This is a genomic window from Coriobacteriaceae bacterium (assembly GCA_025993015.1).
Classification (GTDB): Bacteria; Actinomycetota; Coriobacteriia; order Coriobacteriales; family Coriobacteriaceae; genus Collinsella.
On sequence record DAJPFV010000001.1, the window covers coordinates 1,826,532 to 1,839,883 of the forward strand.

11 protein-coding genes are annotated in these 13,352 nt (G+C 62.1%); 8 read left to right on the forward strand and 3 right to left on the reverse strand.

Features of this window, described 5'->3' with window-relative positions:
* The 4 genes from OIL77_07850 (at position 1) to OIL77_07865 (ending at position 3,811) form a co-directional block, all read left to right on the forward strand.
* Positions 1-1,059 carry an ABC transporter substrate-binding protein gene (locus OIL77_07850; protein ID HJI45311.1) on the forward strand — a complete coding sequence of 353 codons (1,059 nt, stop codon included), beginning with the start codon at positions 1-3 and terminating at the stop codon, positions 1,057-1,059.
* Positions 1,060-1,083: 24 nt separating this feature from the next.
* Complete coding sequence (locus tag OIL77_07855) at positions 1,084-2,439, forward strand: ATP-binding cassette domain-containing protein (protein HJI45312.1); 1,356 nt, start codon at positions 1,084-1,086, stop codon at positions 2,437-2,439.
* 215 nt (positions 2,440-2,654) lie between these two features.
* Positions 2,655-2,876, forward strand: a complete 222-nt coding sequence (locus tag OIL77_07860; GenBank protein ID HJI45313.1) for a type II toxin-antitoxin system RelB/DinJ family antitoxin — start codon at positions 2,655-2,657, stop codon at positions 2,874-2,876.
* A 23-nt stretch (positions 2,877-2,899) separates the two neighbouring features.
* Entirely contained in the window at positions 2,900-3,811 is a 912-nt protein-coding gene (locus OIL77_07865) for a CPBP family intramembrane metalloprotease (GenBank protein HJI45314.1), read from the forward strand.
* Here OIL77_07865 and OIL77_07870 read toward each other — a convergent pair.
* Positions 3,808-5,943, reverse strand: coding sequence for a YgiQ family radical SAM protein (locus OIL77_07870; protein HJI45315.1), 2,136 nt, complete (start codon positions 5,941-5,943; stop codon positions 3,808-3,810). The two genes, OIL77_07865 and OIL77_07870, sit on opposite strands and share 4 nt — an antisense overlap.
* Before the next feature lie 253 nt (positions 5,944-6,196).
* On the opposite strand from OIL77_07870, the gene OIL77_07875 reads away from it, so the two are divergent.
* From OIL77_07875 to OIL77_07890, 4 genes are all read left to right on the forward strand, one after another.
* Complete coding sequence (locus tag OIL77_07875; GenBank protein HJI45316.1) at positions 6,197-6,913, forward strand: DUF1275 domain-containing protein; 717 nt, start codon at positions 6,197-6,199, stop codon at positions 6,911-6,913.
* A 165-nt stretch (positions 6,914-7,078) separates the two neighbouring features.
* Entirely contained in the window at positions 7,079-8,245 is a 1,167-nt protein-coding gene (fucO, locus tag OIL77_07880) for a lactaldehyde reductase (GenBank protein ID HJI45317.1), read from the forward strand.
* Between the two features lie 274 nt (positions 8,246-8,519).
* Positions 8,520-9,539 (forward strand): M42 family metallopeptidase, encoded by a 1,020-nt coding sequence (locus OIL77_07885; protein HJI45318.1) that lies wholly within the window; start codon positions 8,520-8,522, stop codon positions 9,537-9,539.
* A 138-nt stretch (positions 9,540-9,677) separates the two neighbouring features.
* Positions 9,678-11,051 carry a hypothetical protein gene (locus OIL77_07890; protein HJI45319.1) on the forward strand — a complete coding sequence of 458 codons (1,374 nt, stop codon included), beginning with the start codon at positions 9,678-9,680 and terminating at the stop codon, positions 11,049-11,051.
* Between the two features lie 8 nt (positions 11,052-11,059).
* Here the strand turns inward: OIL77_07890 and mnmA are convergent, their stop codons facing one another.
* The gene (gene mnmA / locus OIL77_07895) at positions 11,060-12,451 is read right to left on the reverse strand and encodes a tRNA 2-thiouridine(34) synthase MnmA (GenBank protein HJI45320.1); all 1,392 of its coding nucleotides are present in this window, start codon (positions 12,449-12,451) and stop codon (positions 11,060-11,062) included.
* Positions 12,340-13,278, reverse strand: a complete 939-nt coding sequence (cysK, locus tag OIL77_07900) for a cysteine synthase A (protein ID HJI45321.1) — start codon at positions 13,276-13,278, stop codon at positions 12,340-12,342. The genes mnmA and cysK overlap by 112 nt, the downstream gene beginning before the upstream one ends.
* Positions 13,279-13,352: the final 74 nt, after the last annotated feature.

Genomic DNA, 13,352 nt, shown 5'->3' on the forward strand with positions numbered 1-13,352 from the left:
ATGCGCGCGTTTGATTTTGAGATGTCGCGCCGGGGGTTTGCCTCGGCGCTCGCCGCGGGCGCCCTGTCGCTTGCGCTCGCGGGCTGTGGCGGCGGGGCTGCCGGTACCGGGTCCGCCGCGGGCTCGGCTGCCGGGTCTGCTGCTGACGGTGCCGCTGCCGAGCCGGTTGAGGTGCACGTCGCCTCGCTCAAGGGTCCGACGTCGATGGGTCTGGTGCAGTTTATGGACCGGGCGGCCGATGGTGAGACGGACAACGAGTTCGACTTTGCGATCAGCACTGCAGCCGATGAGATCGTGCCCAAGGTGATTCAGGGCGATGTCGATATCGCCCTGGTGCCTGCCAACGTGGCGAGCGTGCTCTACAACAAGACCGAGGGTGCGGTGCAGGTCATCGACATCAACACGCTGGGCGTGCTGAACGTTGTGACGGGCGACGCGAGTGTGGCCTCGTTTGGCGATCTGGCGGGCCATACCGTCTATATGACGGGCAAGGGCACCACGCCGGAGTACGTCATGAACTACCTGCTGGAGCGCGCAGGCCTGACCGGCCAGGTGACGCTCGAGTTTAAGAGCGAGCCCACCGAGGTGCTGTCGGCCCTGCTTGCCGACCCGTCCGCCGTGGGCGTGCTGCCGGAGCCGTTCAAGACCGCTGCCATCGCCAAGAGCGAAGGCAGGCTGTCGGCTCCGGTAAGCCTGACCGATGTGTGGGACGAGTTGGCAGGTGACACGGGTTCGCGCCTGCTGACGGGCGTGACCGTGGTGCGCCGCGCGTTTGCCGAGGAACATCCCGAGGCTGTGGCGGAGTTCTTGAGCTGCCATGCGGCGAGCGTTAAGGCTGTCAATGCGGCGCCGGCAGACTGGGCGCAGGCCGTGGTCGATGCCGGCATCGTGGACAACGCCAAGATCGCCGAGAAGGCGATTCCCGGGTGCATGCTCGTGTGCCAGACGGGCAAGGATATGAAGGCGGCACTTAGTGGGTATCTGCAGGTGCTGTCCGACGCGGACGCGAGCGCCGTGGGTGGTAAACTTCCGGCTGACGATTTCTACTACATGGAGTAGCCCGTGCGTGCGTTTGCTCGACAAATGACAGAGCGTATGAAGGCGGTGGCGGCAGCAGGTGCCGTCGCCGCCTTTTGGCTTGCCGTGTGGGTCTTCGCGGCGGTGCTGGTGGCGCAGCCACTGATCTTGCCGGGGCCGGGTGCTGTTGCCGTGGCGCTGCTGCGCCTGGTGTGCGATGGCGGTACCTGGGCGATTTTGGTGGGCTCGGGCGCGCGGATACTGGGCGGGCTGGCGCTTGCCGCGGTGTGTGGTGGCGTGCTTGCCGGGATTTCGTCACGGTTGCGGGCGTTTGCGCGCCTGGTGGCTCCGGCACTTTCGTTTGTTAAGGCGACGCCGGTTGCCTGCGTGGTGGTCCTGCTGCTTATTTGGTTGGGATCGGCGCGCGTGAGCATCGCCGCGGTCTTTTTGATGGCGCTGCCGGGCGTGTATTTTTCGCTGGCCGAGGGCTTGGCACAGGTGAATAAACCGCTGGAGCAGATGTTCCGTCTGCATGGCGTGCGCGGCTGGCGCCTGTTTTGCGCCCATACCTGGCGCGAAGTCCTGCCGTTTGTGCTTTCGTGCGCCCGCGCCGTGATCGGCATGAGCTGGAAGGCCGGCGTGGCAGCCGAGCTGATCGGCATGGCGGTGGGCACCGTGGGCGAGCGCATCTATCAGGCAAAGCTTTTGATTGAGACGGCTGATTTGCTGGCGTGGACCGTGCTGGTCGTTGCCGCCTCGTGGGCGTGTGAGCGCGTGCTGGTGTGGCTGCTGCGGGTTTCGGGACCCGTGGCGTGGCGCGCGGCCGTGCGGGCGCATGGGCATGGACTGCGCGGGCGTGCGGGGGCTGCGAGCGATGGCGCCGCAGCGGAGCTTGCGCTTGCCGTGGGCGATCGTGCGCCCTGGGCGCCGGCGCTGGATGGTCTGGTGCTCAACGTGCCTGCGGGTGGGCGTATCTGCGTGATGGGCGCTTCGGGCATGGGCAAGTCGACGCTGCTTTCGTTGGCAGCGGGGGAGTGCGCGCCGTGCTCGATGGTGTTTCAGGATGCACGCTTGGTAGAGGGCAGCTCGGCCTTGGATAACGTGCTGGTGTGTGCCGATGCGCGCGTGGATGCTTCGAACGCTACGACCTTGCTGCGCCGGTTGGTGCCGGGAATCGACGTGCGTGTTCGCGTGGCTGAGCTTTCGGGCGGGCAGCGCCGTCGTGTCGAGATCGCTCGAGCCCTGCTGTGTGGCGGCTGTGCCGTCATTCTGGATGAGCCCTTTACCGGCCTGGACGCCGCCGCGCGCGATGCGACGGCCGAGGCCGTGCTAGACCTGCTCGACGGTCGCACGCTCTTGCTCGCCACGCACGATGTCGTCGACGCTCAAGCCCTCGATATCTCGGACATCATCACGCTCTAAAAACTTACTCAGCAACAAAATGATTCGTTTTCCTCCGTCCCCATGGGGTCTTGTGTGGTATTCTATCTGCGGGGTAATACTTAGGAATACTAAGTAATACCAACGCCGCAGAAACAAACTCCGGATGCGGGCCAATCGGGTTGCCTTCACAGCCCGTCGCCCAGCCGCGTGGCCCGCATCTATCCGCACTACCGTCGTTTCAAAAAGGAAGCGCCATGGCAGAACACATGACCCCCGTAGTCGCGAAGGTCTTGCCCGAGGAGAAGGCAGCCTTCGCGGCGGCAACTCAGCTCGTGGGCACCACGCCGTCCAACGCCATCCGCATGTTTATCGCCGCGTTCAATCGCTGCGGCACCTTTCCGTTTGACATCTCGCCCAACGGGGCCTTTGGCAAAGAGTGTCCTCAACAGCTAGTCGTTGAAGAACGTCCCCAATGACTAGTCGTCGGGAGGAGGTCGGCATGCTCAATGCGATGATTTGGGCGCTTGCCTGTTTTGGCGTCGTCGCTGCCGATATTGCCCTGAGCGTGGTTTTGTTTTCCGCTCTGGGCGTCGCGTCAGTGTTCATGGGTTTTTCGATCGATGACCTCGACATTCAATTGCTTCAGGCCGTCGCGCAGACGGCATCGTTTTTGATGGCGCTGCTGTGGTGGCGTTATCTGTGGCCGCGTTCGTTTATGGCGCGCTGGCAGGGCGAGCGCCCACTTGGCGGGGGAGCGCGTGGGGCGTGGAAACGCATCGCCTGCGTTATCGTGATTGGCCTGGCCTTGCAGGTGGTCGTTGGCTATGTGACCGACGCCGTACTGTCGCTGTTGCCCGAGGCCGCGGCCGACTACAGCGAGCTTGTCGAGGAAACAGGCATGGGCGACACCAGCTATCTCGCCGTCCTGACTACGGTGCTCGGCGCTCCGTTTTGCGAGGAGCTGCTGGTGCGCGGCATTATTTTTGAGTTTTCGCTCCGAGCGTTTAATCCACAGTGCCGCCCACTTTGGAAGCGTCGGCGTCGTGCGAGCGCGCAGGACGGTGCCATGGTGCCCTGGGCGGCCCCAAGCACGTGGGGTATCGCCGCGGCAATCGTGCTGCAGGCGGCGGTCTTCGGTTTTATGCACATGAATTGGGTGCAGGGTTGCTACGCGGGTGCCGCAGGCCTCATCTTTGGTTGGGTGCTCGTGACGACCGGAAAGCTCCGCTACACGATCCTGCTGCACTTTGCCTTTAATGCCGGGTCGTATTTCATGACGTTGCTCTGGTTTGTGAACGCGCCACTCGACGTGGCGGTCACGGTTGCTATCGCCGGTGTCATTCTCGTTGAGGCAATGCGCTCGCTGCGCCACGCGTGTGGGGTGGACGCAGCGAGCGCACCGCTGCCCTAGTTGCGGCGTCCGCCTCCGTTGGCACCCTGACGCCCCTGGGCCGCGCGATTGCGACTGGCAGTGTTCTGTGCGCGCGACATGCCGCCGTGCCCCTTGCTACCCTTGGGCCCCTTGCCGCCGGCGCCGCCATGCGGTTTGCCGCCCTTCTTGCCGGTGCCATGCCCGCCGCCGGCCGATGTCTCGCCCGGGCGCGGCGGCACGGGACGGATCAGGCAATGCTTGGTGTAGCCGATTAGATCTCGGCGGCCGGCTTTTTCCAGCGCCTCGCGCACAAGCTTGTAGTTCTCGGGCTTGCGGTATTGGATGAGCGCACGCTGCATGGCCTTTTCGTGCGGGTCGCGCGCCACGTAGATCGGCTGCATGGTGCGCGGGTCCACGCCGGTGTAGTACATGCAGGTCGACATGGTGGACGGGGTGGGGTAGAAGTCCTGCACCTGTTCGGGCATGTAACCCATGTCGCGCACGGCCTCGGCAAGGTCCACAGCTTCCTTCATCGTCGAGCCGGGGTGGCTCGAGATCAGGTATGGCACCACATACTGCTTGAGTCCGTATTCGCGGTTCAGGCGTTCAAATTTACGGCAGAAAGCATCGTAGACGGCTCGGCTCGGCTTGCCCATCACGGACAGCACCGCATCGCTCACGTGCTCGGGTGCTACGCGTAGCTGGCCCGAGACATGGTGCTCCAGCAGCTCGCGCAAAAACTCGTCCGAGGCATCGGCCATGGTGTAGTCAAAGCGGATGCCGCTGCGTACGAAGACCTTTTTGACGCCCGGCAGCTGGCGCAGGTCGCGCAACAGCTGCGTGTAGCCGCTCTCGTCGACTACCATGTTCTTGCACACGCTCGGCCACAGGCAGCGCTTGTTCTTGCACACGCCGTGCTCGAGCTGCTTGTCGCAGGCAGGGCGGCTAAAGTTTGCCGTCGGTCCGCCCACGTCGTTGATGTAGCCCTTAAACTCGGGGTCGTGCGTGAGCAGCTCGGCCTCGCGCATGATCGAGTCGTGGCTGCGCATCTGCAGCACGCGACCCTGGTGGAAGGTGAGGGCGCAAAATGAGCACTCACCAAAACAGCCACGGTTGGAGCTAATGGAAAACTTGATCTCGGCAAAGGCCGGCACGCCGCCTGCCGCGTCGTAGTCGGGATGCCAATCGCGTGCGTAGGGGAGCTCGGCCACCTCGTCCATCTCATCGGTGGTGAGCGTCGCCGATGGCGGGTTCTGCACCACATAGACGCTATTGGGGTAGGGCTCTACCAGGCGGTGTCCGGTGATGGGGTCCATATTCTGCTGCTGCACGTTAAAGCTGCGCGCGTAGTTGAGCTTGTCGGCGGCAAGGTCGTCCCAGCTGGGCAGCAGGTCGTAGTCGTAGACCTCGTCGAGCGAGCTGGTGCGGTAGACGGTGCCGTTGATATAGGTGATTTGATCGACGGGCAGTCCCGCGTCGAGCGCGTCGGCGATCTCGACAATCGCGTGCTCGCCCATGCCGTAGATGAGGATGTCGGCGCCCGAGTCGAGCAGTACCGAGCGCTTGAGCTTGTCCTGCCAGTAGTCATAATGGGCCAGACGGCGCAGGCTCGCCTCGATGCCGCCGATGATGATGGGGGCGTCCTTGAACGTCTGGCGGATGAGGTTGCCGTAGACCGTGACGGCACGGTTGGGACGGCGCCCCTCCTCGCCACCGGGGGTATAGGCGTCGGTGTGGCGGCGGTGCTTGGTCACCGAATAGTGGTTGACCATGGAGTCCATGTTACCGGCACTGACGAGAAAGCCCAGGCGCGGCTCGCCCAGCACGGTGATGCTGGCGGGGTCGGTCCAGTCGGGCTGGCAGATGATGCCCACCTTGTAGCCGTGCGCATCGAGCACGCGGCTGACGATAGCCATGCCAAAGCTGGGATGATCCACGTAGGCGTCGCCGCAGATATAGACGAAGTCGCACTGGTCCCAGCCGCGCGCGTCCATGTCGGCGCGGCTGACGGGGAGGAACTTGTCGCGGCCCGGGCGCCAGGGGCGGGCGGGCGCTGCCGGGGTATGAGCGGCGTGGCCGCCCTGGGCCTTGCCGCCGCGCTTTTGCTGCTGGCCCTGTTTGCCCTGCTGACTGCGCTGGTTATTCTGAGCGTGCTGAGGCTTTTTTGCCACGATCCCTCCCGGTGTTTGTATGCTGCACGTAATTGTAACCAGTCTTTTTGGGACGGGGCTAAAAAGACTGGTGGAGTACATGGGCTGGCGGATCGGCGTGTCGATGCAGGTGCCGTTTGTTTCCAGACTGTGTATCTGCGCGTTGGAGAACCTGTCTCGCGCGCACGCCATGTTGTCAATGGGTTACAGTATGAACGGCGGCTATGTTTCCGCCAACGCACGAGAGGGTCGTCAACAAGGAGGATGCACGGCGATGCAGCGTGCCAAACAGATATCGGAGTCCATCGAACTGGGCATTATCCTGGCGCTCGCCGGCGGCTTTATGGATGTGTATTCGTACATTGGGCGCGACCATGTTTTCGCAAACGCGCAGACGGGCAACATCCTGCTTGTGGGCGTGAGCATCTCGGAGGGCAATTGGGCACTTGCGGGGCGCTACTTCTTCCCTGTGGTGTCGTTTGCCGTGGGCATTATGCTTGCCGACCTGGTACACGAACGGTTTGGCAGCGTGATTCACTGGCGCCAAGTGACGGTGTTCTTTGAAGCCGTCATCTTGCTGGGCGTGAGCTTTATCCCGGGCGGCAATTTCAACCTGCTCGCCAACTGCCTCACCTCGTTTGCCTGCGGCATGCAGGTCGAGAGCTTCCGCAAGATCCACGGTCACGGCATCGCTACGACCATGTGCATCGGCAACTTGCGCAACGCGCTGCAAAACGTGGACGATTACATCATCACCCACAGGCGCGGCTTTTTGGAAAACGGCCTGCTGTACTTTGGCGTGATCTTTACCTTTGTGTTTGGCGCCGTGTTGGGCAACTGGTGTATTGAGCGCATGGGCCTGCACGCCATCGTCGTGGCGAGCTTGCTGCTGTTTGTCGCGTTTGCCATCATGTTCATCGACCGCGAGCGCGACTTGCGCTTACGCTGGAAGGTTGCGGCCGAGGCTTGGAAAGAGGGCTGTCGAAAGTAACCGAATGCGGCAAAGGGGCTGTCCCTTTGCCACAATATTTTTCATCATCTGTTGAAACGCTTTAACAAATTTGACGTTCTCACGTGCTTTTCATTTCAAAAGCGTTAGGATGGGACTTATAGCGTGGGGCGTAATGGGCGCCCCGCACACGATGGGAGGCTATCAATGGCTAATCGTTTCGTTCTCAATACCATCTCTTATCATGGTTCCGGCGCCATCAAGGAGATCCCCGGCGAGCTCCAGCGTCGCGGCTACAAGAAGATCTTCGTCTGCTCCGACCCCGACCTGGTCAAGTTTGGCGTTACCGCTAAGGTGACCGACGAGCTCGACGCCGCCGGCATCGCTTGGAGCCTCTACTCCGAGATCAAGCCCAACCCCACCATCCAGAACGTCAAGGACGGCGTCGAGGCCTTCAAGGCCGCCGAGGCTGACGCTATCGTGACCATCGGTGGCGGCTCCTCCATGGACACCGCTAAGGCCATCGGCATCATCATCAACAACCCCGAGTTTGCCGATGTCCGCAGCCTCGAGGGCGTTGCTCCGACTAAGAACCACGCCGTGTTCACCATCGCTGTGCCGACGACCGCCGGTACCGCTGCTGAGGTGACCATCAACTACGTCATCACCGACCCCGAGAAGGTCCGCAAGTTCGTGTGCGTCGACACCAACGACGCCCCCGAGGTCGCCGTCGTCGACCCCGACATGATGGCCTCCATGCCTGCCGGCCTGACCGCTTCCACTGGTATGGACGCTCTGACCCACGCCATCGAGGGCTACACCACCAAGGGTGCCTGGGAGCTCTCTGACATGTTCCACTTTGAGGCTATTAAGCTGATCAGCGAGAACCTGCGTGACTCCGTTGCCGAGGCCAAGTCCGGTCAGCCCGGCTCCGGCCGCGAGGGCATGGCTCTTGGCCAGTATGTCGCCGGCATGGGCTTCTCCAACGTTGGCCTGGGCATCGATCACGCCATGGCCCACACCCTGTCCGCTCACTACGACACCCCGCACGGCGTCGCTTGCGCCATGCTGCTGCCGATCGCCATGGAGTTCAACAAGCCGGTTTGCGCCGAGCGTCTGGCCAAGGTTGCCGTCGCCATGGGCGTTGACACCACGGGCATGAGCACCGACGAGGCCGCCGACGCCGCCATCGCCGCCGTCAAGCAGCTCTCTGCCGACGTGAACATCCCGCACGTCTGCGAGGCCATGAAGGCTGACGAGATCGAGGTCCTGGCCAAGGACGCCATGGCCGACGCCTGCTTCCCGGGTAACCCGCGCGAGGCCACGCTCGACGACGTCATCGAGCTTTTCAAGAAGATCTGCCCGGCTGCTTAACCTGGTTCGGCGGGCCCCGCCCGTTAGCCCCAGAATCGTCCTCGGACATGTCGGAGGCCCCGTTGCGCACTACGTGCGGCGGGGCCTCCTTCTGTCCTGCGGAAAGATTCTGGGGCTAACGGGCGGGGCCCGCCGGCTCGTTGTCGTGACGGGCGCTGTTCGGAAGAGCTCGATGGGTCATCTCGCTGGGTAAATTTTTGTGCGTGGTGGTATCGTTGTTGGGGCTTTTACTGATTACGGGATGTTGACTTTGGAGTTGTGGATGGTGCCCCAAATGGATTCTACGCTTGGTTTTATTACTGACCAGCTTAAGACGCTGACTTCTATCGCTTCGCCTACGGGCTATACCCGTGCGGCGACTGATTATCTGATGGAGACCCTGCGCGATATGGGGTTTGGGCCCGAGCGTTCTAATAAGGGTAACGTGCTCGTTGAGCTTGGTGGCGAGGGTGAGCCGCTCGTACTGGCGAGCCATGTCGATACTCTGGGCGCCATGGTGCGCTCCATTAAGGACAATGGTCGCCTGCGCCCCACGACGCTCGGTGGGCACCAGTGGTCCACGGCTGATGGCGAGAACTGCACCGTTTACACGCGCGATGGTAATGTCTACACGGGTGTAGTCCTCAATACCGAGCCTTCGGCGCATGTGGCCGATGAGCCGGTCAAAACCATCGAGAAGAACATGGAAATCCTGCTCGACGAGAACGTCGACGGCAAGGACGATGTGCTCGAGCTGGGTATTCAGACCGGCGACATCATCGCTATGGATCCTCGCACGACGGTGACGGAGAGCGGTTACATCAAGAGTCGCTTCCTTGACGACAAACTGTCCGCGTCGATTCTGCTTGGTTTGGCCCGCGCCGTCGCCGACGGCGAGGTGACCCTTTCGCGCAAGGTTTCGCTGCTCTTTACGGTGTACGAGGAGGTCGGCCACGGCGGTGCCTTTGTGCCGGCCGACACGCGCGAGATGATCAGCGTGGACATGGGCTGCGTGGGCGACGACCTGGGCTGCACCGAGCGCATGGTTTCGATTTGCGCCAAGGATTCGGGCGGTCCGTACAACTACGACCTGGTAACCACACTGTCCAACATCGCGCGCGAGCTGGAGCTCGATTACGCCATCGATGTGTACCCGCACTACGGCTCCGACGTCGAGGCCACGCTCTCGGCCGGCTACGACATTCGCCATGGTCTGATCGGCCCCGGCGTGTACGCGAGCCACAACTACGAGCGCAGCCACATCGACGGCGTGCGCAATACCTACGAGCTGGTTCGCGCCTACGTTCAGCGCTAGGGGAGTAGCTTGCGACTCGGCTGACCAATCGCTAAGGCCCGATTTCTCGGGCCTTTTTTCGCTTTGGGTTGTTTAGTATTATGATGTATGTAATCTATTAACTAAACATTTAAATTACTTAACGAGGTGATGCGGTGTATGGATACGTCTGAGTACTTGTCTATGGGTGATGCTGCCCGCCTGCTGGGCGTTACGAAAGCCCGCATATCTCAACTTGCCTCATCGGGAACGCTCGCGTGCGATATTGTGGGCGGACGGAAGATGGTCGAGTACAATTCCGCGGTCGCTTATCAAAAGGTCCGCAAACGTGGACGCCGTCCTGCGGCCGATGTGGGGCGCAAGTTTACGCTGATGTCCGCCGACCATGAGGTCGCGCATGTCTCATTTGATCCGACGCGTGAGTTTCCCTTCGAAATCGCCGAGGTCCTCGATGCGCAGAGGATGCCGTTTGGCACGTGCTCGAGCTCTTCTCCTACGGTGAATAAACGGGAGCTCAACGTGTGGTGGAGCCATCGGTCGGTGCCTGACGTCCGCCCCGGACTCGTCTCGCGCTATCGTGAACTGGGGATTGCCAGTGGCATCGAGGTTCCGGTTCGGTGCCTGGGCCTATCGCTTTCGGATTGTTATTGGCTGCGGCCGACCGATTGCACCGAACTTAAATGGCGAAACATCAATTACTTTGAGAACGAATTTGAGCGATCGGCGCCCGAAGAGCGTTCGGGTTGGCTGGAAGGCATCGGTCTTAAAAATCCGGATAACACGTCCGAGGGCGAGCTCCCTAAATCGTGGATGATCCGCAACGGCATTCGCGTTTTGGTCAAGGGATGCGGCATGGACGATCAACGTCCCTTTAACGAGGCGGTTGCAACGGCTCTGCATCGTCGCTTGCTGTCGGAGGGCGAGTTTGTTCCTTACACGGTTGAGCACATGTTCGATGGCCCTGTGTGTCTGTGCGACGACTTTCTTGACGGCCGTGAGGAATACGTTCCGGCTGTTTACGTTAAGGGCGCACTTGGCAGCCAGCGGGGAAATTCGACATACGATCGATACTGTCGCTACCTTGGCAAGCATGGCGCCGATGAGGCCGCTGTGAGAAGGTCTATGTCACAGATGATCGTTTGCGATGCCCTTTTGGCCAACATCGACCGCCATTGGCGAAACTTCGGCATCATCCGCAATGTCGACACCTTGGAGATAAAACCTGCTCCGCTGTTCGATAGCGGCAACTGCCTGTGGTACAACGTACCAACTGCCGTGCTCGCAGCTGGGGAGTTTGGGTTTTCCGCTAAGCCGTTTGGGCCCGACCCTTCCGTCCAGCTGGCGCTTGCGGACTCGCTCGATTGGTTCGATCCATCGCGGCTCAACGGATTTGTTGATGAGGCGATCGAGATTCTTTCGCAGAGCGAATGGGCGACGGCGGAGGGTCGACTCGAGGCCATTTGCCGCGGCCTCGAGCGTCGCGTAATCGAGGTTAGTGCCGCTGTTGAGGTGCTTCGACACGTGCAGCGATAAACCTGCGGCTACTTAAGTGCGCCGGTCACGGTACCACCGCCGAGGACGATGTCGCCGCGGTAGACTACAACGGCCTGGCCGGGGGCGATGGCTCGTTGTGGCTCGTCAAAAGTTAGCAGCATTTGCCCGTCTTCGTCACGCGTAAGGGTCGCTGCCTGGTCCTTTTGACGGTAGCGGTACTTGGCACCGACGTGAATGCCGCCGGCGTCGAGCTCCGCCTCCATGCGTGCGTCCGGCGCGCTCCAGATCCACTCATCGGCCGTGAGGGCAGCGGCGGTCAGGTCCTCGGCCTCGCCCAGATGCACGGTGTTGTTGGCGGCGTCGACGCCCGTCACATACACGGGATGCGCCATCGCTACGCCCAGGCCTTTGCGCTGGCCGATGGTGTAGCGCAGCGCGCCGTTGTGGCGCCCGACCACGCTGCCATCGCGCCACACAATGTCGCCCGGTGCAGCGGGATGTCCGCAGCGGCGCTCGATATAGCCCGCGTAGTCACCGTCTGGAATAAAGCAGATGTCCTCGCTTTCGGCCTTCTTGGCGTTGGTAAAGCCCTGCTCGGCGGCTATGCGGCGCACGTCGCGCTCTTTGTCCAGGCCTGCCAGCGGAAAGATCGTGTGCGCCAGGCGCTCCTGCGTAAGCGAATACAAAAAGTAGCTCTGGTCCTTTTTGGGATCTTCGCCGCGATGTAGCTGCCAGGTGCCGTCTGCCGCCTGGCTTGTTTTGGCGTAATGTCCCGTGGCGATGTAGTCGCAGCCCATATCCAGCGCCGCATCGAGCAGCGCGCCAAACTTAATGTGGCGGTTGCAGATAATGCACGGATTGGGCGTCAGCCCCTCCTGGTAGGCGTTCACAAAGCGCTCGATAACGCTATGGTCGAAGGTCTGCTGCAGGTCGAGTACGTGATGGGGGATCCCCAGGCGCTCGGCGACGGCCTTTGCATCGGCGATGTCGCGGTCGACCTTACTCATGCCCGTGATGGGATCGGGCGTGGGGCAGGTGAGGCGCATGGTGGCGCCGACGCATTCGTAGCCCTGGCTTTTGAGCAGGTACGCGGTCACGCTGGAATCGACGCCGCCACTCATGGCGACGAGCACGCGCTTGTTGTGCATGGGGAGGTTCTCCTTGGTGGCATGTGGCCAAAAAAGAAAAGCGGCGCGGGAGGCTGGTTCCGCGCCGCAGACATTGTAGCAAGTTCGGACGTCTCGTGGGACACCCTGATTGGATGGGCTCAGACTGCCGGGAGAGAGGAGACCGGTTCGTCCTGGGCTCAACCTATGGGCGACAGGCCTTAGTCCTGGAAGAGTGCCGTGGACAGGTAGCGCTCGCCGGTGTCGGCAAGCAGGGCCACGATGGTCTTGCCCTCGTTCTCGGGGCGCTTGGCCAGCTGCAGTGCGGCCCACACGGCGGCACCGGACGAAATGCCCACGAGCACGCCCTCCTTGTGGCCCACGGCGCGGCCGGTCGCAAAGGCGTCGTCGTTCTCGACGGGGATGATCTCGTCATAGGCCTGGGTGTCGAGGACGTCGGGCACAAAGCCGGCGCCGATACCCTGGATCTTGTGCGGGCCGGCCTGACCCTTAGAGAGCACCGGGGAGGTGGCGGGCTCGACGGCGACAACCTGAATCTGGGGGTTCTGCTCCTTGAGGAACTCGCCCACGCCGGTCACGGTGCCACCGGTGCCAACGCCGGCGACGAAGATGTCGACCTGGCCGTCGGTGTCGTCCCAGATCTCGGGGCCGGTCGTGGCCTTGTGAATGGCCGGGTTCGCGGGGTTCACAAACTGGCCGGCGATGATGCTGTTGGGAGTCTCCTTCTGCAGCTCCTCGGCCTTGGCGATAGCGCCCTTCATGCCCTTGGAGCCGTCGGTGAGCACGAGCTGCGCACCGTATGCCTGCATCAGCTTGCGGCGCTCGACGGACATGGTCTCGGGCATGGTGATGATTACCTTGTAGCCGCGGGCGGCTGCCACCGAGGCGATGCCGACGCCGGTGTTGCCGCTTGTGGGCTCGATGATGGTGTAGTCGCCGCCTCGCACGAGCTTGCCTGCCTTCTCGGCCTCGTCAATCATGTTCTTGGCGACGCGGTCTTTAACGGAGCCGGCGGGGTTGAAGTATTCCAGTTTGACGAGCACGCGAGCCTTGAGGTCCTCGTCGGCCTCAAAGTGGGTGAGCTCCAGAAGCGGGGTGTGGCCGATAAGCTGATCGATGGACGTGTAAACCTTGCTCATGGTGAACCTCCAAAGTGTTCAAGTTGCTGGTTGCCGTGTGGTTTCACAGTGCGTGTAGCAGCTAAACCCATAAA

Excerpts from the sequence above, each read along its gene's own strand:
- OIL77_07850 (HJI45311.1), top strand. The coding sequence starts at position 1 with ATGCGCGCGTTTGATTTTGAGATGTCGCGCCGGGGGTTTGCCTCGGCG.
- OIL77_07855 (HJI45312.1), top strand. The coding sequence starts at position 1,084 with ATGACAGAGCGTATGAAGGCGGTGGCGGCAGCAGGTGCCGTCGCCGCC.
- OIL77_07860 (HJI45313.1), top strand. The coding sequence starts at position 2,655 with ATGGCAGAACACATGACCCCCGTAGTCGCGAAGGTCTTGCCCGAGGAG.
- OIL77_07865 (HJI45314.1), top strand. The coding sequence starts at position 2,900 with ATGCTCAATGCGATGATTTGGGCGCTTGCCTGTTTTGGCGTCGTCGCT.
- OIL77_07875 (HJI45316.1), top strand. The coding sequence starts at position 6,197 with ATGCAGCGTGCCAAACAGATATCGGAGTCCATCGAACTGGGCATTATC.
- fucO (HJI45317.1), top strand. The coding sequence starts at position 7,079 with ATGGCTAATCGTTTCGTTCTCAATACCATCTCTTATCATGGTTCCGGC.
- OIL77_07885 (HJI45318.1), top strand. The coding sequence starts at position 8,520 with ATGGATTCTACGCTTGGTTTTATTACTGACCAGCTTAAGACGCTGACT.
- OIL77_07890 (HJI45319.1), top strand. The coding sequence starts at position 9,678 with ATGGATACGTCTGAGTACTTGTCTATGGGTGATGCTGCCCGCCTGCTG.
- cysK (HJI45321.1), bottom strand. The coding sequence starts at position 13,278 with ATGAGCAAGGTTTACACGTCCATCGATCAGCTTATCGGCCACACCCCG.